We start from the raw sequence: 25,213 nt of genomic DNA, 5'->3' as shown, positions 1-25,213 counted from the left end.
GATCCGGGCCCGCGGGGACCGGAACCCGGGCGACCGCCCGGCCCCGGAGGGCTTCGGGTCCCCCGACCCAACTAAGTACCCGTACTCATGCGCCCGTCACGCCCGCGTGGGCAAGGTGGCGGGTATGGATCTGCCCGCCGCGCCGCCGGCCTTCGACGCCACCGAGGGTCCCGGGCCGCACCGCCGCGCCGACCTGGGGGCCGACATCGGGGCCGGGTGCGCACTGGTGGTGCTGGAGCTGATCGCCCTGGTGGTGGTCTTCGGGCTCTGGTGGCGGTCCGGGTTCGGCCTCGATCCGGCCGGGACCGTCCGCGCCGACTCGCTGTGGGGTTATCTGACCGCGGCCGGCGCGGTCGGGGTCCTCGCCGTCACCGCGGCGGTGGTCGCCGCGCGGGCCGGGGCCTTCGTGACCGTCGTCGGCCAGACCGTCGTGGCGGTTCTGGTCTGCCTCCTCGTCTTCGGCGGGGCGGCGGCCCAGTCCCACCAGGACGGCGTGTGCCGGGAGACCCCGTCGGCGTCGGGCTGCCCGGCGGAGCGTTAGGTCCGGGGCGGCTCGCCGAACAGGTCGACGGCGTCGCGCACCTGCGACAGACCCCGGGCCAGGGCGCTCATCGAGCCGATCGCGCCGGCGACCAGCAACAGGGAGCTGCGCAGGCGCGGGATCTCCGGCAGGCCGCCCGCGGCCATCGCCGCCAGGGCCGCGAGTTCGTCCTCGGCTATCGCCCGGTCGGGGAAGTCCGCCGGTAACGCGGCGAGTTGGCGGCGCAGCCGGGACACCGCGGTCCGCAGTTCCGCCACCCTCGCGTCCTCGTCGCTGCCGGTCACTGGCCTCTGCCCCAAGCTCCGCAACACAGCCCTCCCCCTGGCACGCCCTCGTGCGCGGGCCAGTAAACGCCACCGGGTGCGGGAGCGCCACAGCGCGCACCGAAATTCAGCCCATCGGCATCGGCGCCGGGAAAACCGGCCGGCTCCGGCGTCGTCGGGTATGCAGGACCCATGACGGACAACAGGGATCTTCAGGGGGAGGTCGCCGGGCTGCTGCTCGCCGCCGGCGGCGGCAGACGGCTCGGCGGACGCCCCAAGGCACTGCTGCCGTACCGGGGACGCCCCCTGGTCGAGCACGCGGTCGGGGTGCTGCGCGCGGCCGGGTGCGGGCGGGTCCACGTGGTGCTGGGCGCCTCGGCGGCCGAGGTACGGGCCCGCGCCGAGCTGGGCGGCTGCGTGCTGGTGGACAACCCGGACTGGGCGGAGGGGATGGGCTCCTCGCTGCGCGCGGGCCTCGCCTCACTGGCCGGTACGGGGGCGCGGGCGGCCCTGGTGAGCCTGGTCGACCAGCCCGGCATCGGACCGGCCGCGGCGGCCCGCGTGCTGGGCGCGTACGAGGACGGGACATCGCTCGTCTCGGCCGCCTACGACGGGGTGCGCGGGCATCCGGTGCTGTTCGGGTCGGCGCACTGGGCGGGCATCGCCGCAACGGCCACCGGGGACCGCGGGGCGCGGGACTACCTGAAGGCGCACGCCGGGCGGATCCGGCTCGTGGAGTGCGCGGACGTCGCCGAGCCGTACGACATCGACACCGAGGCCGACCTGAGCCACCTTGAGTGAACGGGGTGGCACCGAGCGCCACCTTGCCTCGAACCAGAGAATCTCGACATCAACAAACCATTGAACTTCCACGATGAGGAAACTACTATCCACTGATCAGAAGCGTCCGACCGCACAGTGGGCGCTCACTGTCCTATTCGTGCCACTTGGCACTAGGTGCCACCGCTGAAGGAAGTGACAGCTCATGTCCGCACCAGCGCCGTCCCCGCTGGCCATCGTCGACGCCGAGCCCCTGCCCCGGCAGGAAGAGGTCCTCACGGACGCGGCGCTCGCCTTCGTGGCGGAGCTGCACCGGCGGTTCACCCCGCGCCGTGACGAACTCCTGGCCCGCCGGGCCGAGCGCCGCGCCGAGATCGCCCGCACCTCCACGCTCGACTTCCTGCCCGAGACGGCCGCGATCCGCGCGGACGAGTCCTGGAAGGTCGCCCCGGCCCCGGCCGCGCTGAACGACCGGCGCGTCGAGATCACCGGCCCCACCGACCGCAAGATGACCATCAACGCGCTCAACTCGGGCGCGCGCGTCTGGCTCGCCGACTTCGAGGACGCCTCCGCGCCCACCTGGGAGAACGTGGTCCTCGGCCAGCTCAACCTGATCGACGCCTACACCCGGAACATCGACTTCACCGACGAGCGCACCGGCAAGTCGTACGCCCTGCGGCCGAACGAGGAGCTGGCGACCGTCGTCATGCGCCCGCGCGGCTGGCACTTGGACGAGCGGCACCTCACCGACACCGACGGCCGGGCCGTCCCCGGTGCCCTCGTCGACTTCGGCCTGTACTTCTTCCACAACGCCCAGCGGCTGCTCGACCTCGGCAAGGGCCCCTACTTCTACCTGCCGAAGACCGAGTCCCACCTCGAAGCCCGCCTGTGGAACGAGGTGTTCGTCTTCGCCCAGGACCACGTCGGCATCCCGCAGGGCACCATCCGCGCCACCGTCCTGATCGAGACCATCACGGCCGCGTACGAGATGGAGGAGATCCTCTACGAACTGCGCGACCACGCCGCCGGGCTGAACGCCGGACGCTGGGACTACCTGTTCTCCATCGTCAAGAACTTCCGTGACGGCGGTGCCAGGTTCGTCCTCCCGGACCGCAACGCGGTCACGATGACGGCCCCGTTCATGCGGGCGTACACCGAACTCCTCGTCCGCACCTGTCACAAGCGCGGCGCGCACGCCATCGGCGGCATGGCGGCCTTCATCCCGTCCCGCAAGGACGCCGAGGTCAACAAGGTCGCCTTCGAGAAGGTCCGCGCCGACAAGGACCGCGAGGCGAACGACGGCTTCGACGGCTCCTGGGTCGCCCACCCCGACCTCGTGCCGATCGCCATGGAGTCCTTCGACAAGGTCCTCGGCGACAAGCCCAACCAGAAGGACCGGCTGCGCGAGGACGTCCACGTCGAGGCGGCCGACCTGATCGCGGTCGACTCGCTGGACGCGAAGCCGACGTACAACGGTCTCGTCAACGCCGTCCAGGTCGGCATCCGTTACATCGAGGCCTGGCTGCGCGGGCTCGGCGCGGTCGCCATCTTCAACCTGATGGAGGACGCGGCCACCGCCGAGATCTCCCGCTCGCAGATCTGGCAGTGGATCAACGCCGGTGTCGCGTTCGAGAACGGCGACAAGGCCACGCCGGAGCTGGCCCGCAAGGTCGCCGCCGAGGAACTGGACGCCATCCGCAAGGAGATCGGCGAGGAGGCCTTCGCGGCCGGGCACTGGCAGGAGGCGCACGACCTGCTGCTGAGGGTGTCCCTGGACGAGGACTACGCCGACTTCCTCACGCTGCCGGCGTACGAGCAGCTCAAGGGCTGACCCACCGGGCGCACAGGGCGCCGAGCGGCTCCGGGGAGCGCCCCGGGGCCGCTCGCGCGTTCAGCCCAGGTGCGCCGACCAGTCCTGTTCCGCCGCCGGCTTGCCGTGCAGGTCGGGGACCCGCTTGAGCCAGTCCGGGCGGCCCGCCCGGGTCTTCGCCGCGCGGGCGGCCTCCTCGTCCGCGAGCTGCTCACGGCTCGGGAAGTCGGTGGGCAGCCACTCGGCCGAGAGCCGCAGCCGGTCCAGCAGATAGCCGACGTAGGCGTCCCGGACGTCGTCGGGGGTGGCGAAGGCGGCGTCCTCGGCCAGCCAGGCGTCCGGCACCTCGGCGACGATCGCGCGCAGCAGCTCCTCCGTCACCCGGGGCGCGAGTTCCGCGTCGGCGGCGCGCACGTCGGGGCCGTAGTGACCGAGGGCGTGGTGCCGGAAGTCGTACCTGCGGCCCGGGGCCGTGGTGTCCCAGCGGTGGTGGAAGACGAGGGCGGCGCCGTGGTCGATCAGCCACAGCCGCGGCGGCGCGGTGCCGAACGTGGGCCAGACCATCAGGTTGGAGCTGTGCACCGTACGGTCGACGTTGACGGTCAGCGCGTCCAGCCAGACGATCCGGCCGGCCTCCAGCGGGTCCACCGGGAAGACCCGGGCGATCTCCGGAGTGAAGTCCCGGGCGCCGGGCAGGTGGTCCATGCCGAGGTTGACGCCCGCGCTGGCGCCGTGCAGCTCGCGCACCTCCTGGTGCGGTTCGGCGGCGGCGATGTCCGGGTCGAAGTGGACCAGGACCAGTTCCGGGAAGCGCAGGCCGAGCGCGCGGGCGAGTTCCCCGACGATGATCTCGGCGACCAGTGCCTTGTGGCCCTGCGCCGAGCCCGTGAACTTGACGACGTACGTGCCCAGGTCGTCGGCCTCGACGACGCCCGGGACGGAGCCGCCGGAGTGCAGGGGGGCGACGTAGCGGACCGCGGTGACCTCCCTCAGCGGTGCCATGCCGATCCCCGTCCCTTCCGAGCAGCCCCAAGTGAGCATAGTAACCGCGTGTGACGACGGTCGCGGGGTGCGCGGGGCGCGCGGGCCTTGGGGCCGGGGTCACCACGGGCCGCCGGGGCCGGTGGCGTCCGCCCCGGGCCGAGCCCGGCGTTCACCCGCGCCACCGCGGCCTGCGCGGCGGCGATGAGCCCGTGCTGCTCCGTGGGGACGAAGTAGGCGACGCCGGGCGGGCGAGACGGCGGGCCGCCCGACCAGGGCACCGGCGGTCTGCCGTGAACGAGGAGTTCGTCCACGAGCCGGTCCGGGACGGCCGCCGCGGCACCCTGAGGCCGCCCGCCGTCCACGCCCGGTCCGCACCCGTGTCCATGCCACCCGGCGTACGGCTCAGGCTCCGGCCAGCGGGTTCGGCAGCGGGAGGTAGCGCGCGTCCGCACCGTCCGCCCCGGTCCAGCGCAGCAGCAGGTTGGTCTTGCCGGGCAGGGTGGGCGCGCCGAGCAGCGCGGGGATCTCGGGCAGCTCGTGCCGGGCGAGTTCACGGCGGGCGGCGGGCCACGGGTCCAGCCCGGGGTGGTGGTCGGCGAGGGCGCCGGCGATCTCGGTGAGGTGGTTGACGACCAGGCAGTACACCAGCCGCTCCCAGCCGGCGGCCCGGGTCACGTCCGGGAGCAGCTTGGCGCCTTCGGCGTCCCGGAACAGCGCCTGGACGGGCGTACCGGCCGCGTCCACCGCGACGAGGGTGTTCTGCAGGTGGGCCTCCAGCACCACCCCGTGGGCGTCGAACGCGGTCAGGGCGGGCGGCACGACCTGCCGCAGGTACGCCTCCCACCAGCCGGCCGGGTCGGTCGCGGCGGACAGCGGGCTGCCCTCGAAGCCCTCGGCGAGCCCCGCGGCGAGCAGCGGGGTGGCGCCCGGCAGCAGGTGGCCGCGCAGGCCGTCGCGGACCAGGACCGCCAGTTCCTCGAAGGCGAAGGCGGCGGTGCGGTAGCCCCGGTCGCTGAGCCAGCCCGCGGCCGGCCCCATCGCGGCGAAGGCGGCTGCGGCGGCCGTGTCGGTACGGCGGAGTCTGCGCAGGTCGTGCCGCCAGAGCCGGCGGATGTCGTTGGTGATGCGGACGTCCAGGCTGAACTTCAGGAACAGGTCGCGGCGCGGCTCGTACACCGTGCGGACGGCGGCCGTCGGCCAGGTGTCGAACCCGGTCGTACCGAGCCGCAGCAGCCGGCCGTCGGCGAACGCGGGCGCGAGGTCGCGAGCGACGAGATCGAGCTGCCAGGGGTGGGCGGGCAGCAGCCGGTAGCCGGGCGGGGCGGTGCCGAGGGCGTCCAGGGCCCGGGTGTCGCCCTCCTCGGCCACCTGGTCCTCGCGGACGCCGAGCAGCACCAGCGGGAAGCGGGCGTGCGCCTCGGGGGCGTACGGGAGCCAGGACGCGGCCGGGCCGCCGCCGCGTGCCTTGGGGGCCGGGTGGTGGGGGTGGCCCGTGAGCAGGGACTGCTCGGAGCGCAGGTACGGGTCGTCGGGTGCGGTGGCGCGGGCGCGGGCGGTGAGCAGGGCGGCGATCGCCTCCCTGCTGTCGATCATCTCGGCGGGCAGGTCGCCGCCGGGCAGCCCGGTGTGCCGGCGCAGCTCCTCGGCGACCAGTTTCACCAGCTCCGGGTGGCCGATCCGGCGCCAGGCGCCGTCCGTGTACACCTCCGGGTCGGTGGGGCGCCGCCCGGCGCGCACCCGCAGCAGCCGGCCGTCCGGCAGCCGGTGGACGCGGCGGTCCCCGGTGTCCGGGAGCGGCTCGGCCACCTCCCGCAGGAGGCAGTTGAGCAGGGGGGCGGCCGCGTAGGCGTCGGCGCGGCGGCCGACCGCGCCGGTGGAAGGGGCGCGGCCGGCGCCGGTGGGGGGTGTGAGGTCCACGCGATCCATTCGTTCTTCGTCCAGGGGCCCGCGGTCTTCCCCGCGCACACCGGGTGCGCTCCGCGGGAGCCGGTGACGATCAGTATGGCTGCCGTCCCGGACAATCGTGTCGTCCCCGTGTACCCGAGGAGCCGACCGTGCACCGTCCCCCCGCCGCCGAGGCCGAGATCGCCGAGGAACTGGCCGCCGTCCGGCCCGGAATGCTGTCCCGGTACACGGCCGAGCTGCCCGGTGCCCGCGCCGCCGTACTGACCCGGCTGTGGCGGGCGCTGGCCCATGAGCCGCTGCCCTGGCTCACCGGCCGCGTGCCCGGGGCGCACTCCCTCGCCCTGCGCCTGGCCGACGGCCGGACCCTGCACGGTCCGCACGCGGACCCGTACGCCACGAGCGCCTACGTCACCACCGTACGACTGGACCGGGAACGGTACGACGACCCGGCGCGGCTGATGACGGCGCTCGGGGTGCCGCACGGGTCCGCCTTCGCGGCGGAACTGGCGCACAGCACGGCCTCGCTGGCGCTGTCCCGGGCCGGCGCGGATCACCCGAAGGAGTGGCCGGTGGGGGGCTCCCCGGCCGAAGGCCGGCGGACGGACTGGGAGTGGGAGCAGCGGGTGGCCGACGGGCACCCGTACCACCCGAACTGCCGCTCCAGGCCCGGCTTCTCGGTCGCGGACCAACTGGCGTACGGCCCCGAGCACGGCCCGGTGGTGGAGCTGCGGACCGTACCGGTGCCGGCGGCCGGCTGCCTGCTGACCGGCGACTGGCCGGCCGAGCTCCGTGACGGCGACCGCCTCCTGCTGCCGGTCCACCCCTGGCAGGCCGAGCACGTGCTGAGGCACGCGTCCGACCCCTGGCGCGCGGCCCGTCCGCTGATGTCCCTGCGCACCCTGGCGCTGCCCGGCGGTCCGCACGTGAAGACGGCGCTCAGCGCCCGGCTGACCTCCTCCGTGCGGGACATCTCCGTGTACTCGGTACGATCCGCCGCGACCCTGTCCGACTTCGCCAGGGAACTGGCGGCGCGCACCGACGGCCTGCTGCACGTCACCCGCACCCTGGGCGCGGCCACGGCCGACTCCCCCGACCTGGCCGCCCTGCTGCGGGAGCCGCCGGAGGTGTACGCGGGACCGGACGAGCACGTCGTGCCCGTGGCCGCCCTCGCCACCACCTCCCTGCCCGGCTCCCCCGCCTGGCTGGCCGCGTTCACCCGGCTGGCGCTCACCGTGGGCCTGCGCCTGCTGAACCTCGGTGTGGCCCTGGAGGCCCACGGCCAGAACCTCCTGGCCGTGCTGTCGGCCGACGGCACCCCGCTGCGCCTGGTCTACCGCGATCTGGCCGACATCCGTATCAGCCCCGCGCGTCTGGCCCGCCACGGCATCACCCCGCCCGCCCTCTCGGGCCGCCTGGTCACCGACGACGTGACCGACCTGCGCCGCAAGCTGTTCGGCTCCCTGGTGGCGGGGGCGCTGGGGGCCACGGCGGGCTCGGGGCCGGCGCTGGCCGCGGCGCTGCGGGCCGCGCTGCCCGCTCTGCCGCCCGGCCCGGACCTGGACGCGCTGCGCGAGGGACCGCTCCCGGCGAAGGCGCTGACGCTGATGCGCCTGTCGCCCGGCCGGAGCGGGGACCTGTGGACGTGTCTTCCCCACCCCTGCGCCGTACCGTCCCCGGCCCAGAGCTGATTTCGCGTCATGTTCCCTGGCCGAAAACACCGTTGCCGTCCGTGTCGCCGTCCGGCGGTGTACCCCTGATGAGCCAGCCAGGACACGAGACCTCCGAGAGCAGCAGATGACTGACGACGACCGCAGTGACAGCCTGATGTCGCCGATCCGGCCCGAACAGCTGGATCCGGGGGCCGTGATCGCCCAGTCGCTGGACAACCAATGGGTGCCCGCGCAGCTCACCAGGGAGATGATCGAGCGCGGCGAGTCCCTGGACCAGGTCGACCGCCGACGCGTGCGGGAGGTGCGGGCCGAGTACTTCCGCAGCCTCATCAACGCCAGCCAAGTCGTGATCAACCGTGCCTACTTCTACAACAACGACGCGATCAGCCGTGATCTCGTCGAGGAGGGCGAGACCCGCGAGGCACACCGGAAGCTGCTCGCCTCGGGCGCGATCGTCCCCTTCCTGCTGCGCGAACGCCACCCGGCGGAGGAACCGCCCGGCCATCTTCACCTGCGGCGCGACGGGTTCACCGCCTGGCAGGAGACGCTGGCCGGCATGGCCGCGAGCGACCGGGTGCGCTGTGTGCGCATGTCCTGGGACGACTCCGGGGGCGACCAGGAGAACAGGGACCGCACCCGGATACGCCTCTACCAGCCGTTCACCGAGAAGGTCCAGGGACTCACGGCCAAGGACATCGACATCCTCGCCGCGCAGGTCGGTGTGGCGCGCGAGGACACGGACCGGTTCGGCGAACGGCTCGGCGAAGTGGTCGCGTTCAGCAACGGTCTCAGCGTGCGCAGACAGCCGGTCGTGCGCAACACCCTGTACGAGGAGTTCGTGACCGTCCCGGGCACGAACGTGGCCGAGGGCAGGTACGACCGCGGCAAGCCCTTCGCGGCGGAGATAAAGCAGCTCCTCGACCTCATCTACAACGTCAACCTGGCCGACGCGCTGGGGCGTTACCCCCTCACACCGGTCGGCAGCCTGCGGCGCGTGGTGTTGCAGGAGGCCCGCGAGGCCACGTCCGCCATCGTGGGTGTCGTACAGGACCCGGAACAGCTGCTGACGTTCCTGCGGCGGCAGACCTTCGCCGCCGTGCAGGACCATCTGACCCCGCAGGCGGTGAACGACCTGACGCTGGCGGCTGCGGCAGACCCCCGCCTGGAACTCCTACATCAAGGCCTTCGGGGCTCTGACCGCCGCACCGGAGGCGTTCCGCGACGGTGTCGGGCAGGTCTTCGACTCCTACGTCCGGCTCAACGCGGAGATCCTCCGGCTCGCCCGGGAACGCCGGCGGGCCCGGCCGGCCCCCTGGCGCCCGGTGGTCGAGGTCGTCGTCACCGTAGGCGCGGCCGTGTTCACCGCCGTCAGCGGCAACGACGTCTGGCAGGTGGCCGGTGCGGTCCTGCCGCTCACGGTGAGCGGCTCACTGACCGGCTCGGTGCAACTGGTGCTCCGCAACCACGTCGCCGGACGCCAGGAACAGAGGTTCGCCCGCGAGATCGCCGCGGTACGACTGGCCAGTGAACGAGAATGGTCGCAGTTCCACGACCTGGTACGCCGCCTGCCCGGCTACCGGGACACGGCGGGCCGGGCTCCGACGGGCACGGCCTCGACGACCACCCAGGACAACGAAGACCTGCCCGACTACTGATCGACCGATGAGCCGGAGTACACCTGTGCCGACCCCGCCGAGGCCCCGATGAACCGTTACGAGGCGCTGCGCCGCATCGTCCCGGAGTGGTTCCGCGACGATCCGGGGGGCATCCGGATCCTCACGGACCCGGCGCTGGTCCGCGACGCGCGCCGCCAGGCGGCCGCGGCCGGGCGACGCGGCCGCGGCGGCCCGTTCGGAGGCCTGTGGGCACGGCTGCGGGCCGTGCTGCGGCCGGTCCCGGCGGGTGTGGTGTCGGCCGGCCGCTACCTGTGGTACCTGCGCGACCCGGTGCGCTTCCCCGACGGCCGTCTGGGCCTGTACGACCGGATCCTGCCGCCCCCGGCCGCCTCCCCCGGCGTGGTCGTCCTGCCGCTGCTCGGTCCCGAGCGCAGAGTGGTCCTGATCGAGCACCACCGGCACGCCACCCGGAGCCGGCACTGGGAGGTGGTACGCGGCTCCGGGGACCCGGGTGCCACGCCCACCGAGAACGTCACCCGGGAGCTGCGGGAGGAGATCGCGGCCACGCCGTCGACGGTGGTCCCGCTCGGCGAGTTGCACCCCGACACCGGTCTGCTCGCCCACAAGGTCCTCCTCTACGCGGCGTGCGTGGACGGCATCGGCGCGGTGGAGAGGGGCGAGGCGATCGACCGGGCCATCACGGTGACGCCGGCCGAGGCAGGAGATGGTGGCCGACGGACGGATCACCGACGGCTTCACCGTCGCCGCGCTGTACCGGGCCCGCCTGGCGGGCCTGTTCGCGACCCCGGCGCCGGGTGACGACACGTGAGGTCCGGTCCCGGCGCCCCGGGCCGGCGGGCGACGGTCGTTTTGGAGGACGGCCCGTCTGATCAATAAGATCCGGCGATGATCAGAAGACAACGGCTGGCGGCGGGCGTGTGTGCGCTGCTCGCCGCCCTGACGGCCGGGATCGCGTTCCCCGCCGGAGCGGTCGCCGACGAGACGGAGCAGGCCGCTCCGAAGGTCGAACTGGTGCTGGACGTCAGCGGTTCCATGCGCACCCGCGACATGGACGGCGGCACCCGGATGGCCGCGGCGAAACAGGCGTTCAACGAGGTGCTGGACGCGACACCGGAGGAGGTCCGGCTCGGTATCCGCACGCTGGGCGCCAACTACCGCGGCAACGACCGCAAGGAGGGCTGCAAGGACACCGAGCAGCTCTACCCGGTCGGCCCACTGGACCGGACCGACGCGAAGACGGCCGTGGCCACGCTGGCGCCGACCGGCTGGACCCCGATCGGGCCCGCGCTGCTGAAGGCGGCGGACGACCTGAACGGCGGTGACGGCACCCGCCGCATCGTCCTGATCAGCGACGGCGAGGACACCTGCCAGCCGCTCGACCCGTGCGAGGTGGCCCGGGAGATAGCCGCCAAGGGCATCGGGCTGACCATCGACACCCTCGGCCTGGTGCCGGACGCCAAGACCCGCGACCAGCTCAGCTGCATCGCGGACGCGACCGGCGGTACGTACACCGACGTACGGCACAAGGAGGAACTGTCCGACCGGGTCGGCCAGTTGGTCGAGCGGGCGGCCGATCCGGTGGTGACACCGGTGGCCACCGAGGGCGCGGACCGGTGCGAGAAGGCGCCGGCGCTGAAGTCGGGGCTGTACACCGACCGCGCGGAGTTCGGGCAGCAGCGCTGGTACAAGGTGGACGTCGAGCCCGGCCAGGAGCTGCGGGCCTCGGTGAGCGTCGCGGACGACCGGGCCGTCCGGCCGGACTACGGTGTGCTGCTGCGGGCGGTGACCGTGCACGGCCGGGAGATCGTGCGCGGTGAGGCCGCCGGCACCGGCCGTACCGACGTCGTCTCCACCGGCCTGCGCTATCCCAAGCCGGACAGCGACGACGACGCGGCGCCCGCGGAGACGGTGTGCCTCCAGGTCACCAGCTCCTTCTCGGCCGCCGCCGGCGTCAAGACCAGCCCCGGCCTGCCGCTGGAGCTGACCGTCGACGTCGTGGACGGCCCGTCGGGCCACCATGACGTGGCCGCCTTCGGTCTCGGCCGCGGCTGGTGGCTGCTCGGTCTGCTGGTGCTGGTCGGCTTCCTCGCCGGTCTGCTGTGGGGCTGGCTGTCGCGCTGGCGGGTCGCCGTCTGGAGGACGAACTGATGCGGATCACACGTGTGCTGGGCGCCGCGCTGCTGGCGCTGGGACTGGCCGCCGGGCCGGCCGCCGCCGACTCCTCGCCCTCCCCGAGCGCCTCCGCCGACGGTGACGCGCCCACCCAGGCGGGCACCTCCTTCCGTACGGCGACCGAGATCGAGCAGGGGCAGCAGGCCACCGCCTCCGGCTCCACCGGCGACTACCTGTACTGGTCGTTCCCCGCCGACACCGGGCAGCGCCCCACCGTCAAGGCGACGGTGAAGCTCCCCGGCACGCACGGCAGGGAGACCTGGCAGCTCGACGTGTACGACGGCCTGCGGCGCCGCCAGGCCTGCCAGTACGGCGCCCAGACCCGCACCGCCGCGCAGGGCGCCTCCTCGGTCGAACTGGCCTGTGTGCTGCGCACGGTGCGCGGCTGGTCGGAGCCGTGGGCGAACGACCCGCTGCCGGGCACCTACTACGTCCGGCTGACGGTGGTGGACCTCGCCGCCGCCGACCTCGGGCAGCCGGTGAACGCCGAGGTGCGCGTCGACTCCAAGGACATCGGCGGCGCGGCGGCGGTCGACGGCTCCCTGGGCAAGCCGCTCGTCCCCGGCATCGCCGCCAAGTCGGAGACTGCCGACAGCGGTTCGAAGCAGGCCGTGCTCTCCAGCTTCGGCCAGGACGACGGCTGGTCGTCCGGCTGGTGGTCCGACCGCTGGGTGTGGACGGGCATCGGCGGCATCCTGGCCGCCCTCGCCGGCATCGGCGGATACGCCCTGACGCGCGGCTCGGGACGGCCGTCGCGGGTGCCGCCGGGCGCCTGAGCGGCAACGGGGGCCCCTGAGCGGGCCGACGCCGCGAAAGAAACAGCGCGGGGCCCGGCCGGGGCGGTTTCCTCGGCCGGGCCCCGCGTCGTGCGGGCCAGGGCCCCCGGCCGGGCGTGAACGAGCCGCGGCCGGGCACCCGTCAGGGGCCCGCACGCCGACGGCCCCGAGCGCGCGCCGTGCTCCGGCCACGGGACGCCCACCCACCGGACAGGGCCGCCTACAGGCCGAACAGGCCGGGATCCACGGCCAGTTCCTTGAACACCTCCCGCGGATCGGCTATCAGCTTGCGCCGTTCGAGGTCGAGCAGGCCGCCCACCGCGGTGACCTCGGCGGCGAGCGTGCCGTCGGTCTTGCGGATCTCCTGCCGGATCCGGAAGGTCTTGCCCTCGCCCCACTCGAACGCGCAGGTCACGTCGGTCTCGTCACCGGCGAGGAGCTCCCGCAGGTAGCGGATGTTCGTCTCCAGCGCCACCGGCCCCACACCCCGGCCCACGAGCCGGGTCTGGCTGATCCCGGCCGCCTGGAGGAGGGACCAGCGGGCGTGCTCGGCGTAGTTGAGGTACACCGCCTGGTTGAGATGGCCCTGGGTGTCCGTCTCGTAGCCGCGGACGGTCACCCGGACGGAAAACGGTTCGGCCACTGCATGCCCTCCTCGTGTACGGATCTGCGGTCGCCCGATCTTGACACGCCGTTCACACCCGGCGGGGGGAGGCGAGCAGATACCGGGCCCTCGTCCGGGGCTCGGTGTACTCGCCCGCCTGCCAGCCGGCCCGCTCCAGCGTGGCCGCGCAGGCCGCCAGGGTCGGCGCGTCCGGTGCGTACACCGCGACCGCCTCCGGCTGCGGGGTGGCCCGCACCCGGTACCCGTCCGCGTCCCCGCCGGCCGGAGGGTGCCCGGCCGCCTCCAGCGCGAGCGCCGCGGCCCGCACGAGATGCGTCCGCTCCCATCCGCAGGGCCGGTCCACGGCACCGTCGGGGTTCGTCATCCGGCGCAGCTCCACCAGGCCCTGCCAGGCGCTGTGCACCTCGCGCCGGCGGGCCGGACCGGAGGCGGGCGGCTCCTCCTCGCCGCCGACACGGGCCGCGAACACCCCGGTGTCCGGCGCGCTCCGCGCGGGCGCCTCGGGCACCGCCTCCCGTATCCGGTGGCCCGCCGGAGTGAGGAAGTGGTCGTGCGGCGGCCGCGGGTGCCGGAAGGCCAGCCCCCGCTTCACCAGCGCCGCGAGCTGGGCCTCCGTACCGCGCAGCCGGCCGGTGACCGGGTCGGCGCCCTCGATCACCCGCCGTTGCGCGGCGGTCGGCGGTCGGGTCACGGGACTGCTCCTTCCGGCGCCGTCGCTGCGCGGGCCGCCGGGAGAGCGGCCACTTCGCAGAGTACGACCCGGGTCTGACAACGCCCCGGCCCGCGGCGGGGCCACGGCGGACCACCCGGTGTCACCGCGGGCGCGAACCCGGGCGCCGGTCGCGGTGTCGCCCGGCGGGCCGGCGCCGGTGCGCGTCGCTACCGCGGGGGCCGGATGTTCCAGCCCGCCACCACCGGGCGTCCGTGCTCCGTGCCGAGGCGGCACAGCGTGCCCGTCGCCAGTTGGAAGAGGGCCCCGTGCCGGGGCGGCAGACCCAGACGGCGGGCGGTGAGGACGCGGAGGAAGTGACCGTGGGCGATCAGCACGACGACGCCCTCGGTGTCGGCGAGTGCGGCGTCGACCCTGGCCAGCACCCGGTCGGCGCGCTCCCCGACCTGTTCCGGAGTCTCGCCCGGGTGGTCCGGCGGCCCGGGTGCGACGCCGTCCGTGAAGAGGAACCAGCCGGGCCGGCTCCGCTGGATCTCCGGGGTGGTCACGCCCTCGTACCCGCCGTAGTCCCACTCGCGCAGGTCGGCGTCGACCCGCGCGTCCGGGATCCCGATGAGCCGGGCGGTCTCCCGGGCCCGCCGGAGGGGGCTGACGAAGGCCGCGCCGATCCGGTGCGAACGGATCAGCGGCACCAGCCGGCGCGCCTCCTCCCGGCCGTGCTCGGTGAGAGGGACGTCGGTGCAGCCGGTGTGCCGCCCGGACCGCGACCACTCGGTCTCACCGTGCCGGACGAGAAGGAGGTCACCCATGACGGCACGGTGGCACACCGCCGTCCCCACCCGCAGGACGGACTGCGCCATACGGCGTCGGCGGTGAACACGCGGGGCGTGCGCCGTCACGTCACGAAGAGCAGGGGCCGGGGCTGCGGGCCGGTCACGGGGTCGTCACCGGCCCGCACACGCCCCCGCAGATCTGCCGTACGGTGACGGCGCCGGCCCGGCGGCTGCGGCCCGGCGCCGATGCCGGGCGCGTCGCGGCGTGAGGGGAGCGTGTCGTGCACCGCGCGCCCGCTTTGGACGGCGGGCGCCGCGCGCCGGACCGGAGGCACGCGGAGGCCGCCGCGGTCAGGTGCCGGGGTGGACCAGCGTGTGTTCGGTGCCCAGGGACTTGGTGCCGGTGTCGGCGTAGAGCGTGGTCTCCCCGTCGGACCAGCGCACGACCAGGTCGTTACCGGTGCGGCCGTGACGGAAGGCGCCGGCGGTGAGCACCCGCGCGTGTGTCCACAGGCCGTTCGGGCCGCGCATCCTGGTTCTGGTGCCGAGCCCGGCGGCCGAGGTGCCGGCGTACGTGTCGAGGGTGCCGTCCGCCCAGCGCACCAGCAGGTCCCCGCCGGCCGTGCCGTCGAAGTCGCCGCCGGCCAGCAGGGCGGCCTTGGTCCAGGTGCCGTTCGCCGCGAGGATCTTTGTGCCGGTGCCGAGGCCGCCGGTCCCGATCGTGGGGTGGAGGGTGAGGGAGCCGTCGGCCCGGCGCACCAGCAGTCCGGTGCGGCCTCCGTCCGCGAACGCCCCGGTGGTGAACTGGACGGCGTTCTTCCATGCGGGGCCGGGCGCCGCCATCCGGATCTCCCGGCCCAGGCCGGAGGGGCCGGGCTGCGGGTAGAGGGTGACCTCGCCGTCGGACCAGCGGACCAGCAGCCCGGACCGGTCGCCGGTGAAGGTGCCGCCCGCCACGGTCCGGGCGTGGGTCCACGTGGAGTTGGCCTGCCGCAGGCGCTTCTCGGCGCCGAACCCGCCCTTGCCGTCGCCCGGGTGCAGGGTGACCCCGCCGTCGGACCAGACCACGAGCAGGTCCCCGTGCCGGTCGCCCGTGTAGTCGCCGCAGGCCATGAGCGCGGCCCCCCGCCAGCGTGCCGCGCCGCCGGGCAGGGTGCCCTTCAGGCCCCGGTACGGGGGCAGGTCGGTGGGCGGGGCCTGGTCGGCGACGGCGTCGGCGAGGAGGTTGGCGGCGTCGGCGCCGAACGCGGTGCCGTAGCTGATGTAGTCGACGTTGGCGTCGTTGCCGCCGCCGTTGTAGCCGCCGAGGTTGCCGATGACGTGTCCGGTGCGGGCGTCGTCCTTGTAGTCGGTGATCCAGGGGCTGCCGGACACGCCGCCGTAGTAGCCGCCGCAGGTCATCGCCAGCTGCCGGTAACCGCGCAGTTGCCGGGTGGGGACCGTGCACTTGACGGCGCGTCCGGCGCTGTTGTGCCGGTAGGAGGGGTATCCGGTGACGGTGACGTTCCGCAGGCTGTAGCCGGCCGGACGGGTGAAGGTGAGCCCGCCGCCGACCGCGTCCTGGAGGGACGTGCCCCACTGGTTGGCCGAGACCCGGGCGAAGGCGGTGTCCAGGTCGGACGCGGCCTTCTTGCTGGTGGCCGAGCCCCGGTCGGGGACGTAGCGGGGGTCGATGAAGACCCGCCGGATGTGGAAGATGCCGTACGGCTGCCGGTCGGGGGCGGCGCCCTTCACGAACTTGGGGACGAAGACGTAGTCGCTCTTCATGTTCAGCGCGCAGTGGGCCGCGGTGAGGACGACGTTCCGGGCCTTGGTGTCGATCACGCTGCCGGTGCAGTGCCAGGTGGTGCCGCCCGGCCCGTCGGAGCCGAAGAACGTGCCGACCAACCGGGTTCCCTTGAAGAGGGTGCCCTTCGGCCGGGCCGCCGCGGCGGCCGACGCGCCCGGCGCCGCCGGGGTCTGGCGTGCCGCGTCCAGCGGCCGTGCGTCGGCCATGCGCTGTGCGGTCCAGAACCGCGCGGCCTGCCGTGCCTCCTGCCCGGCGGCGGATGCGGACGGCACGGCGTGAGCGGGCCCCGCGGCCGGGACGGCGACGCCGAACAGCGCCGCGCACAGCAGGGCGACGGCGGGGCGGCGCCCCGCGGGCGTACGGCGTCTCGCGGGGGTACGGGGGCTGCTGGGCGTAGTGCCGCTTCCGGGCGTACGGCGTGGTCCGTACGAGAACACTGCTGGTCCCCCTGATCTCGTGGTCTGCCGGAACCGGACCAAGGGGCGGGCGGTGCATGGCGCTGGTCGGGCGCGCACACCACGGCGGTCGGGCCCGTTTCGCGCGTGGCCCCCGGTCGGCAACGGGGGTGATCTTCGCACAGACGAGCGAAACGGGCCAGGCGCCTACTGCCGGTACCCGCTGAGGAACCTGCCGATCCGGCCGATCGCCGCCTCCAGGTCGTCCGCGTGCGGCAGGGTCAGGATGCGGAAGTGGTCGGGGGCGGGCCAGTTGAAGCCGGTGCCCTGGACCACCTGGATCTTCTCGCGCAGCAGCAGGTCCAGGACGAACTTCTCGTCGTCGTGGATCGGGTGCACCTTGGGGTCGATGCGCGGGAAGGCGTAGAGCGCGCCCTTGGGTTTGACGCAGGTCACCCCGGGGATCTCGTTGAGCTTCTCCCAGGCGACGTTCCGCTGCTCGTGCAGCCGGCCGCCGGGCAGGGTGAGGTCGCGGATGGACTGGCGTCCGCCGAGCGCGGCCTGGATGGCGTACTGGGCGGGCGCGTTGGCGCACAGCCGCATGGAGGCCAGCATGGTCAGGCCCTCCAGGTAGTTCCTGGCGTGCTGCTTCGGACCGGTGACCACCAGCCAGCCGGAGCGGAAACCCGCCACCCGGTAGGTCTTGGACAGGCCGCAGAAGGTGAGGACGACCAGGTCGGGGGCGAGCGAGGCGGCCGAGTGGTGGACGGCGTCGTCGTAGAGGATCTGGTCGTAGATCTCGTCGGCGAAGACCATCAGGCCGTGCCGGCGGGCCAGGTCGAGGATGCCCTCGACGACCTCCTTCGGATACACCGCGCCCGTGGGGTTGTTGGGGTTGATGATGACCACGGCCTTGGTGCGGTCGGTGATCTTCGACGCCATGTCGGCCAGGTCCGGGGTCCAGTCGGCCTGCTCGTCACACAGGTAGTGGACGGCCTTGCCGCCGGCCAGCGTGGTGACGGCCGTCCAGAGGGGGAAGTCCGGTGCCGGGATGAGGATCTCGTCACCGTCCTCGACCAGCGCCTGTACGGCCATGGAGACCAGCTCCGAGACGCCGTTGCCCAGGAAGACGTCGTCCACGGTGACGTCGAGACCGAGGTTCTGGTAGCGCTGGGCGACCGCGCGGCGGGCGGAGAGGACGCCACGGGAGTCCGTGTAGCCGTGCGCCCGCGGAAGCATCCGGATCATGTCCTGGAGGATCTCCTCCGGCGCCTCGAACCCGAAGGCCGCGGGATTGCCGGTGTTCAGGCGCAGCACGCTGTGCCCCGCCTCCTCCAGCGCGTTCGCGTGCTCGATCACCGGGCCGCGGATCTCGTAGCACACCTCGCTGAGCTTGTTGGACTGCCGGAACTCCATGCGCCCCTCCGGAAACTCGTGTTACTTGGTTTTACCAAGTGCGAGCTTGGAAAGTCCAACAACGCGTCTACACTGCGTCGCATGTCACCTCGCCGAAGCTACGACCAGTACTGCTCCGCAGCCCGCGCGCTCGACCTCGTCGGCGACCGCTGGACCCTGCTGATCGTCCGGGAGCTGCTGGCCGGCCCCCGCCGCTACACGGACCTGCACGCGGACCTGCCCGGCGTCAGCACGGACGTACTCGCCTCACGGCTGAAGGACATGGAACGCGACGGCCTCACCACCAGGCGCCGGCTCCCCCCGCCGGGCGCGGCCTACGTCTACGAACTCACCGCACGCGGACGCGGACTGCTCCCGGTCCTCCAGGCACTGGGCACCTGGGGCGAGGGGGAGCTGGGCGGGCGCCGTCCCACGGACGCCGTCCGCGCCCACTGGTTCGCCCTGCCGCTGCTGCGGGCGCTGGACGGGGAGGGCATCGTGGAAGTCGCCCTGGAGGAAGGCGACTTCCACCTCCACGTGGGCACCGAGGACGGCCCGGTCTACGGTGACGGCCCCGCGCCCGGCGAGGCGGACGCCCGGCTGGTGATGGACGCGGCGACCTGCGAGGCCATCGCCCGCGGCGAGACCCGCCTGCCGGACGCGGTACGGGCCGGGCGGGTGACGGTGACCGGCGACGGGACCCTGGCGAAGGCGCTGCGCGAGGCCTGAACCGCTCCCGCACGGCCTCCGCCGCGGCCGGCGCCGCGTCAGGCGGGCCGGTGCCGCCGTAATGCGGGTGCGGGTGCGCGGTGCGGGTGGGATGCTGCCGGTCGTGTCCGCTCGCCGCGTCAAGCCCAGTGTGTACATCTCCGTCGACATCGAGGCCGACGGCCCGATCCCCGGGCCGTACTCCATGCTCAGCCTCGGGGCCGCGGTCGCCGGGGTGCAGGACGGTGCCGGCTTCACGGCCGCCGACCCGGAGGAGCGGACCTTCTACCGTGAACTGCGGCCGGTCGGCGAGGCGTTCGTGCCGGAGGCGCTGGCGGTGAGCGGACTGGACCGGGACCGGCTGATCGCCGAGGGCGCCGCACCGGAGGTGGCCCTCGCGGAGTTCGCCGCGTGGGTGCGGGAGGTGAGCGCGGGCGCGCAGCCGGTGATGTGCGGCTACCCGGCGTCGTACGACTGGATGTTCCTGTACTGGTACCTGATCCGCTTCACCGGCTCCAGCCCCTTCGGGCACTCCGGCTGCCTGGACATGAAGACGCTGTACGCGACGAAGGCCCGGCTTCCGCTGCGGGCGGTGGCCAAGGGCACCATGCCGCGCGAGCTGCTGTCCCGGCGCCGGCACACGCACCACGCCTTGGACGACGCGATCGAGCAGGCCGAGCTGTTCGCCCACCTCATGCGCTGGCCGGGGGTGACGGTGCCCCCGTCTCCCCCGGCCGGTTGAGCCGGTCACGCCCCGGCCGTCGGTCTCAGTGCACGGCGGCGATCTCCTCACCCGACTCCATCGGGTGGGTGACGTCCTGGGCCTCGTGTCCCCTGCCGAGGTGGTTGAAGAGCAGGTTGAGCACCACGGCGGTGACGCAGCCCGTGGAGATGCCCGAGTCCAGGACGATCCTCGCGGTCTCGGGGAACGCGTGGTAGAACTCCGGCGCGGTGATCGGGATGATGCCGACCGCGAGCGACACGGCGACGATCAGGACGTTGTTGTCCTTGTCGAGGCCGGCCCGGACCAGCGTCTGGATGCCGCTCGCGGCGACCGAGCCGAAGAGCACGACACCGGCGCCGCCGAGGACCGGGCGGGGCACGACGGCGATGAGCGAGGCCGCCATCGGGCACAGGCCCATCAGGACCAGGAAGCCGCCGCCTGTCGCGACGACATAGCGGCTGCGGATCCTCGTCATCGCGACCAGACCGATGTTCTGGGCGAAGGCGCTGCACATGAAGCCGTTGAACAGCGGGCTGATCGCCGAGCCAAGGGTGTCGGCGCGCAGGCCCGCCGCGATGGTCCGCTCGTCCGCCGGGCGCTCCACGATCTCGCCGAGGGCCAGCATGTCGGCGGTCGACTCGGTCATCGACACCACCATCACCACGCACAGGGAGAGGATCGCGGCGAGCTGGAACTGGGGGGCGCCGAAGTGGAACGGGGTCGGGAAGCCCACGACGTCGGCCTCGCCGACGGGGCTGAAGTCCGTGACGCCGAACGGCATGGCGATGAGCGTGCCCGCGATCAGGCCGAGCAGGACGGCGATCTGCTTGACGAAGCCGCGGGTGAAGCGGCGCAGCAGCAGGACGATCAGCAGGGTGATGCCGGCGAGGGTGAGGTAGGTGGTCGATCCGTAGTCGTCCGCCCGGGGGTCGGGGCCCTGCGCCCAGCCGAACGCGACCGGGAGGAGGGAGACGCCGATCAGGGTGATGACCGAGCCGGTGACGACGGGCGGGAAGAAGCGGACCGCCTTGCAGAAGACCGGGGCGGCGAGGAAGCCGAGGAGGCCGGCGACGATGACCGCGCCGAAGATGACCGGCAGGGCGTCGGACTTGTCCTCGGTGGAGGCGACGACCGCGGTCATGGGGGCGACACCGGCGAAGGTGACGCCGTTGACGAAGGGCAGGCGGGCGCCGATCTTCCAGACGCCGAGCGTCTGGAGGAAGGTGGCGAGGCCCGCGGTGAACAGGCAGGCACCGGTGAGAAAGGTCAGATCGGTCGCGCTCAGGCCGATGGCCGCGCCGACGATCAGGGGTGGGGCGACGACTCCCGCGTACATGGCGGCCACGTGCTGCAGGCCGCTGGTCGCCATTTTCAGGGCGGGGAGTTTCTCGTCTACGGGATGGGCGGCCACGGCGGGTCCTCCGGACGGGTAACACGTCGTCTTCGACGTGGGTTTCATGGAGGTGGTGCGTGTGGGCATGGGGCACCTCCCTGCTCGGGCGAGGCCGAGAGCTCGGGGGAGGGACCGTCGGGGGGTGGCAGCTGAACGGTTGAGCGCTGAACGGTCGAGCGGTTGACCGGACGGTGTGGGGGTGACCGTCTCCGGGCCGCGTGCGTCCACACGCGACCCGGAGACGGCGTGCCGCGGATCCCGCTCGGATCCACGGTCCCGGCCGTGAGCCGTCCCTCCCGGCCGGAGTCTGTGGGTACCCGGGGTCAGGCCTGTGCGGTGATCCGGGCCAGGCGCTGGGCCTCCGCGCGGGTGGAGGCGGCGACGGCGTCCTCGTCGACGGTGAGCAGGCGGCCGTTCTCGACGATCTGCCGGCCGTTCACGAAGGACGCGGTGACCGGGGCCGCCGCGCCGAAGACCAGCGCGGTCACCGGGTCGGCGATGGAGGCGTGGGCGAGGGTGTCCATCTTCCACAGCACCAGGTCGGCGAGCTTCCCGGGCTCCAGCGAGCCGATCTGCTCCGCCCGGCCGAGGACCCGGGCGCCGCCGTGGGTGCCGAGCCTGAGCGCCTGGCGGGCGTTCAGGGCGGCCTCGCGGTGGGCGCCGAGGCGGTTGATCAGCAGGGCGTTGCGCAGCTCGGTGTGGAGTTCACCGGACTCGTTGGAGGCGGTGCCGTCGACGCCGAGACCGACCGGGACGCCCGACTTCAGCATGTCGGGGACGCGGGCGATGCCGGCGGCGAGGCGGGCGTTGGAGGACGGGCAGTGGGCGACACCGGTCTTCGTGCGGGCGAAGGCGGCGATGTCGGAGTCGTTCATGTGGACGCAGTGCGCCATCCACACGTCCTCACCGAGCCAGCCGGTGGACTCGAAGTAGTCGGTCGGGCCCATGCCGAACAGCTCGTGGCAGAACTTCTCCTCCTCCACGGTCTCCGAGCCGTGGGTGTGCAGCCGGACGCCGAGGCGGCGGGCCAGCTCGGCCCCCTGGCGCATGAGTTCGGTGGAGACCGAGAACGGCGAACAGGGCGCGACGGCCACCTGGGTCATCGCGTCGAAGGAGGCGTCGTGGTGCTTGCGGACGGTCTCCTCGGTGGCGGCGAGGGCGCCGTCCAGCGTCTCGACGGCGAAGTCCGGGGGCAGGCCGCCGTCCTTCTCGCTGCGGTCCATCGAGCCGCGGGCCAGCGTGAAGCGCACGCCCGTCTCGGCGGCGGCCCGGATGATGGAGCCGGACAGGTCGCCGGAGCCGTGCGGGTAGACGTAGTGGTGGTCCATGGCGGTGGTGACGCCGCCGCGGGCCATCATGGCGAGGGACCCCTGCGCGGCGGCGTACGTCATCCGCTCGTCGATGCGCGCCCAGGTGGGGTAGAGCGCGACCAGCCAGTTGAACAGGTTGTGGTCGGTGGCCAGGCCCCGGGTGATCCACTGGTAGAAGTGATGGTGGGTGTTGACCAGACCGGGGGTGGCCAGATGGCCGCTCGCGTCGATCCGGCGCACCACGTTCTCCAGGCCCTCGGGGGCCTTGCCCGCGCCGACCGACTCGATGCGGTTGCCGGCGAGGACGAGGTGTCCGGAGGCGTACTCCGTGTCGCCCGCGTCCACCGTGGCGATGGCACAGTTCTCGATGACGATGCGCTCGGCTGCCGATGGCGCCATGGTGCTTCCTTGTCTTTCAGTGGCGGCCCGCGAACGGGAGGGTGTCCACGGGGAGGGCACGGCAGGACCCTAGGAGGATTTGAGTGCCGGAGCCGGTTGACCGCTCCGGGTGCCGAGATGGTGGAAGAACAGGTTCAGCAGGACCGCGACGAGCGCGCCCGCGCTGATGCCGGAGCCGAGCACGGTCTGCGCCCACGCCGGGAAGCCCGCGTAGAAGGTCGGCGCGGCCAGCGGGATGATGCCGGCACCGAGCGCCACGGCCACCAGGATGATGTTGGAGCTGTCGTCCAGGCCCGCCTCGGACAGCGTACGGATGCCGCTGACCGCGATGGAGCCGAAGAGGACGATGCCCGCGCCGCCGAGGACCGGCATGGGGACCAGGGAGACGACCGCGCCGAGGACCGGGAAGGCACCGAGGACCAGCAGGGTGGCACCGGCGACGGCGACGACGTACCGGCTGCGCACCCGGGTGAGGGAGACGACGCCGACGTTCTGGGCGAAGGCCGAGGTGGGGAAGCCGCCGAAGACGGGACCGAACAGGGTGGCGATGCCGTCGGTGCGCAGGCCGCGGGTGATGGTCCGGGCGTCGGCGCGGCGGCCGCAGATCTCGCCGAGGGCGAGCATGCCGGCGCTGGACTCGGTCATCAGCACCAGCATCACGATGCACAGCGAGAGGATGGCCGCGGGCTGGAACTCGGGGGCGCCGAAGGCGAAGGGGGCGGGCAGGGCGGCGACGGGCGCGGACTTCAGGCCGCTGAAGTCGGCCATGCCGAAGGGGATCGCGGCGAGGGTGCCGACGAGCAGTCCGAACAGCAGGGCGATCTGCTTGACGAAGCCCTTGCCGAAGCGCTGGATCAGCAGGATGACGGCGAGGGTGAACCCGGCGAGCGCGAGGTGCCGCATGGCGCCGAAGTCGGCGGCGGTCGTGTCGCCGCCCTGTGCCCAGCCGACCGGGACGGGCATCAGGGTGACGCCGATCAGGGTGATGACGACGCCGGTGACCAGGGGCGGGAAGAAGCGCAGCAGCCGGCCGAAGAACGGGCCGAGGGCCAGGCAGAAGGCGCCGGCGACCATCACCGCACCGTAGACGGCGGGGAGTTGGTGGCCCCGGCCGTTGGTCTCGGCGATCGCGAGGATCGGGGCGATGCCGGCGGAGGAGGCGGCGTTGACGAAGGGCAGCCGGTTGCCGACGAGGCCCCTGACGCCGATGGTCTGCAGGACGGTCGCGACGCCCGCGATGAGCAGGCTCGCCGCGATGAGCCGGGTGCGGGCCGCGATGTCGAGTCCGCAGGCCTGGCCGATGATGAGCGGAGGAGTGACAACGCCCGCGTACATCGCGGCGATGTGCTGGAGCGCGGCGGGGACGAGCCGCGAGAGGTGGAGCTTCTCGTCGACCGGGTGCACGGACGTGACGGCGTCCTCGGTGTGCTCCGGCGGGGTGGAACAGGGGGCTGTGTCGGGCCCCTTCGCAGGCTGTGCCATTTTGTTCCCTCCGGTGTCGCGGGCCCCCGGCCCGGGTGGCGGGGCCGGGGGCGCGCGTCCCGCGTCAGAGGTTGGTCATGTCGACCGGGATACGGGCCTCACAGCCGTCCCGCAGGATCGTGCCCTCGATGAGGCCGTAGGGGCGGTCGGCGGCGAAGTAGACCTCGTTGTCGTTCTTGAGACCGAACGGTTCCAGGTCCACCAGGAAGTGGTGCTTGTTCGGCAGCGAGAAGCGGACCTCGTCGATCTCGCTGCGGTTGTTGATGATGCGCGCGCCCATCTGGTACAGCGTCTGCTGCAGCGAGAGGGAGTAGGTCTCGGCGAAGGCCTGGAGCATGTGCTTCCTGGTCTGCTCGTAGGACTTCTCCCAGTTGGGCATCTTCTGCTCGTCGTCGGTCCAGTTGAACCGCCAGCGGCCGGAGACCTGGGTGGCCAGGATGCGGTCGTACGCCTCCTGGAGGGTGGTGTACTTGTCCTTGACGTAGCCCCAGAACTCGGAGTTGGTCGAGTTCATGACGACCAGGTCCTTCAGGCCCGAGACGACCTCCCACTTCTCACCGTCGTAGGTGATCTGGGTGAGGCGGGTCTCCTGGCCCTTGCGGACGAAGGAGTGCTTGACCTCGTCGGCGCCGATGAACCTGCTGTTGGCGTCGGAGGTCTCGATCCGCTCCCAGGAGTACTCCTCGATCCGGATGCGCGCCTGGTGGATCGGCTCCTGGCTGGTGACGAAGTGCCGGGCGAGGTGGATGCCGAACTGCTCGGCGGACTCGATGCCGTGCTCCTTGGCGAACGCGAACACCGTGTTCTTGGTGGTGTCGGTCGGCAGGACGTTGGCGTTGGAGCCGGAGTAGTGGACCTCCTCCATGTCGCCGCTCAGCGCGACGGAGACGTTGAGGTCCTTGATGTGGTGGGTGGCGCCGTCCCGCGTGATCTTGACGACTCGGTTCTCGGCCTTGCCGTACTGGTTCTGTCCCAGGATGACCGGGCGGGCAGGGCGGGAATTGACGGTCAT

Annotated in this window: 22 protein-coding genes; 10 read left to right on the top strand and 12 right to left on the bottom strand. The window is 73.1% G+C overall.

The features are described from left to right. Positions 1–124: 124 nt before the first annotated feature. Positions 125–541: a DUF6234 family protein gene (locus ACZ7N4_RS24750; protein WP_471361426.1), complete on the top strand. Its 417-nt coding sequence runs from the start codon at positions 125–127 to the stop codon at positions 539–541. Here ACZ7N4_RS24750 and ACZ7N4_RS24745 read toward each other — a convergent pair. Beyond that, positions 538–852: a DUF5955 family protein gene (locus ACZ7N4_RS24745; RefSeq protein ID WP_471361423.1), complete on the bottom strand. Its 315-nt coding sequence runs from the start codon at positions 850–852 to the stop codon at positions 538–540. The two genes, ACZ7N4_RS24750 and ACZ7N4_RS24745, sit on opposite strands and share 4 nt — an antisense overlap. 144 nt (positions 853–996) lie before the next feature. On the opposite strand from ACZ7N4_RS24745, the gene ACZ7N4_RS24740 reads away from it, so the two are divergent. Beyond that, positions 997–1,605 (top strand): nucleotidyltransferase family protein, encoded by a 609-nt coding sequence (locus ACZ7N4_RS24740; protein WP_471361420.1) that lies wholly within the window; start codon positions 997–999, stop codon positions 1,603–1,605. A 184-nt stretch (positions 1,606–1,789) separates the two neighbouring features. Beyond that, on the top strand, positions 1,790–3,415 hold the full coding sequence (gene aceB / locus ACZ7N4_RS24735) for a malate synthase A (protein ID WP_471361418.1): 1,626 nt from the start codon (positions 1,790–1,792) through the stop codon (positions 3,413–3,415). Between the two features lie 60 nt (positions 3,416–3,475). On the opposite strand, the gene ACZ7N4_RS24730 is transcribed toward aceB, so the two are convergent. Then, positions 3,476–4,396 carry a HipA family kinase gene (locus tag ACZ7N4_RS24730; protein WP_471361415.1) on the bottom strand — a complete coding sequence of 307 codons (921 nt, stop codon included), beginning with the start codon at positions 4,394–4,396 and terminating at the stop codon, positions 3,476–3,478. Between the two features lie 384 nt (positions 4,397–4,780). Then, positions 4,781–6,304 carry an IucA/IucC family protein gene (locus tag ACZ7N4_RS24725; RefSeq protein WP_471361412.1) on the bottom strand — a complete coding sequence of 508 codons (1,524 nt, stop codon included), beginning with the start codon at positions 6,302–6,304 and terminating at the stop codon, positions 4,781–4,783. A gap of 128 nt (positions 6,305–6,432) precedes the next feature. On the opposite strand from ACZ7N4_RS24725, the gene ACZ7N4_RS24720 reads away from it, so the two are divergent. The 5 genes from ACZ7N4_RS24720 (at position 6,433) to ACZ7N4_RS24700 (ending at position 12,538) form a co-directional block, all read left to right on the top strand. Beyond that, positions 6,433–7,971, top strand: coding sequence for an IucA/IucC family protein (locus ACZ7N4_RS24720; RefSeq protein ID WP_471361410.1), 1,539 nt, complete (start codon positions 6,433–6,435; stop codon positions 7,969–7,971). A gap of 106 nt (positions 7,972–8,077) precedes the next feature. Beyond that, the gene (locus tag ACZ7N4_RS24715; protein ID WP_471361407.1) at positions 8,078–9,481 is read left to right on the top strand and encodes a hypothetical protein; all 1,404 of its coding nucleotides are present in this window, start codon (positions 8,078–8,080) and stop codon (positions 9,479–9,481) included. Positions 9,482–9,656: 175 nt separating this feature from the next. After that, a complete protein-coding gene (locus ACZ7N4_RS24710) occupies positions 9,657–10,388 on the top strand; it encodes an NUDIX hydrolase (protein ID WP_471361405.1) in 732 nt (243 codons plus the stop codon). Between the two features lie 87 nt (positions 10,389–10,475). Then, the gene (locus ACZ7N4_RS24705) at positions 10,476–11,738 is read left to right on the top strand and encodes a VWA domain-containing protein (RefSeq protein WP_471361402.1); all 1,263 of its coding nucleotides are present in this window, start codon (positions 10,476–10,478) and stop codon (positions 11,736–11,738) included. Beyond that, positions 11,738–12,538 carry a hypothetical protein gene (locus ACZ7N4_RS24700; RefSeq protein WP_471361401.1) on the top strand — a complete coding sequence of 267 codons (801 nt, stop codon included), beginning with the start codon at positions 11,738–11,740 and terminating at the stop codon, positions 12,536–12,538. The genes ACZ7N4_RS24705 and ACZ7N4_RS24700 overlap by 1 nt, the downstream gene beginning before the upstream one ends. 220 nt (positions 12,539–12,758) lie before the next feature. Here ACZ7N4_RS24700 and ACZ7N4_RS24695 read toward each other — a convergent pair whose 3' ends face one another. The 5 genes from ACZ7N4_RS24695 to ACZ7N4_RS24675 all read right to left on the bottom strand — a co-directional run bounded on the left by ACZ7N4_RS24695 (position 12,759) and on the right by ACZ7N4_RS24675 (position 18,206). Continuing rightward, positions 12,759–13,181 carry an acyl-CoA thioesterase gene (locus tag ACZ7N4_RS24695; protein WP_471361398.1) on the bottom strand — a complete coding sequence of 141 codons (423 nt, stop codon included), beginning with the start codon at positions 13,179–13,181 and terminating at the stop codon, positions 12,759–12,761. Positions 13,182–13,233: 52 nt separating this feature from the next. Next, positions 13,234–13,854, bottom strand: a complete 621-nt coding sequence (locus tag ACZ7N4_RS24690; protein WP_471361395.1) for a hypothetical protein — start codon at positions 13,852–13,854, stop codon at positions 13,234–13,236. Positions 13,855–14,042: 188 nt separating this feature from the next. Next, positions 14,043–14,642 (bottom strand): histidine phosphatase family protein, encoded by a 600-nt coding sequence (locus ACZ7N4_RS24685; protein WP_471361392.1) that lies wholly within the window; start codon positions 14,640–14,642, stop codon positions 14,043–14,045. 315 nt (positions 14,643–14,957) lie between these two features. Further along, positions 14,958–16,667 carry a trypsin-like serine peptidase gene (locus ACZ7N4_RS24680; protein ID WP_471361389.1) on the bottom strand — a complete coding sequence of 570 codons (1,710 nt, stop codon included), beginning with the start codon at positions 16,665–16,667 and terminating at the stop codon, positions 14,958–14,960. Between the two features lie 330 nt (positions 16,668–16,997). Continuing rightward, entirely contained in the window at positions 16,998–18,206 is a 1,209-nt protein-coding gene (locus ACZ7N4_RS24675; RefSeq protein WP_471361386.1) for a pyridoxal phosphate-dependent aminotransferase, read from the bottom strand. Between the two features lie 81 nt (positions 18,207–18,287). Between ACZ7N4_RS24675 and ACZ7N4_RS24670 the strand changes: the two genes are divergently transcribed. Both ACZ7N4_RS24670 and ACZ7N4_RS24665 read left to right on the top strand, forming a co-directional pair. Continuing rightward, on the top strand, positions 18,288–18,914 hold the full coding sequence (locus ACZ7N4_RS24670; protein ID WP_471361384.1) for a winged helix-turn-helix transcriptional regulator: 627 nt from the start codon (positions 18,288–18,290) through the stop codon (positions 18,912–18,914). Positions 18,915–19,005: 91 nt separating this feature from the next. Then, positions 19,006–19,635, top strand: a complete 630-nt coding sequence (locus ACZ7N4_RS24665; RefSeq protein ID WP_471361381.1) for a 3'-5' exonuclease — start codon at positions 19,006–19,008, stop codon at positions 19,633–19,635. Positions 19,636–19,660: 25 nt separating this feature from the next. On the opposite strand, the gene ACZ7N4_RS24660 is transcribed toward ACZ7N4_RS24665, so the two are convergent. From ACZ7N4_RS24660 to pucL, 4 genes are all read right to left on the bottom strand, one after another. Continuing rightward, positions 19,661–21,028, bottom strand: coding sequence for a nucleobase:cation symporter-2 family protein (locus ACZ7N4_RS24660; protein ID WP_471361471.1), 1,368 nt, complete (start codon positions 21,026–21,028; stop codon positions 19,661–19,663). A gap of 305 nt (positions 21,029–21,333) precedes the next feature. Continuing rightward, positions 21,334–22,719: an 8-oxoguanine deaminase gene (locus tag ACZ7N4_RS24655; RefSeq protein WP_471361380.1), complete on the bottom strand. Its 1,386-nt coding sequence runs from the start codon at positions 22,717–22,719 to the stop codon at positions 21,334–21,336. A 69-nt stretch (positions 22,720–22,788) separates the two neighbouring features. Beyond that, positions 22,789–24,201 (bottom strand): nucleobase:cation symporter-2 family protein, encoded by a 1,413-nt coding sequence (locus tag ACZ7N4_RS24650; protein WP_471361377.1) that lies wholly within the window; start codon positions 24,199–24,201, stop codon positions 22,789–22,791. 64 nt (positions 24,202–24,265) lie between these two features. Then, positions 24,266–25,213: a factor-independent urate hydroxylase gene (gene pucL, locus ACZ7N4_RS24645; protein WP_471361374.1), complete on the bottom strand. Its 948-nt coding sequence runs from the start codon at positions 25,211–25,213 to the stop codon at positions 24,266–24,268.

This window comes from Streptomyces sp. NPDC107654 (assembly GCF_055639035.1).
This window is presented reverse-complemented; position numbering and strand designations above follow the sequence as displayed.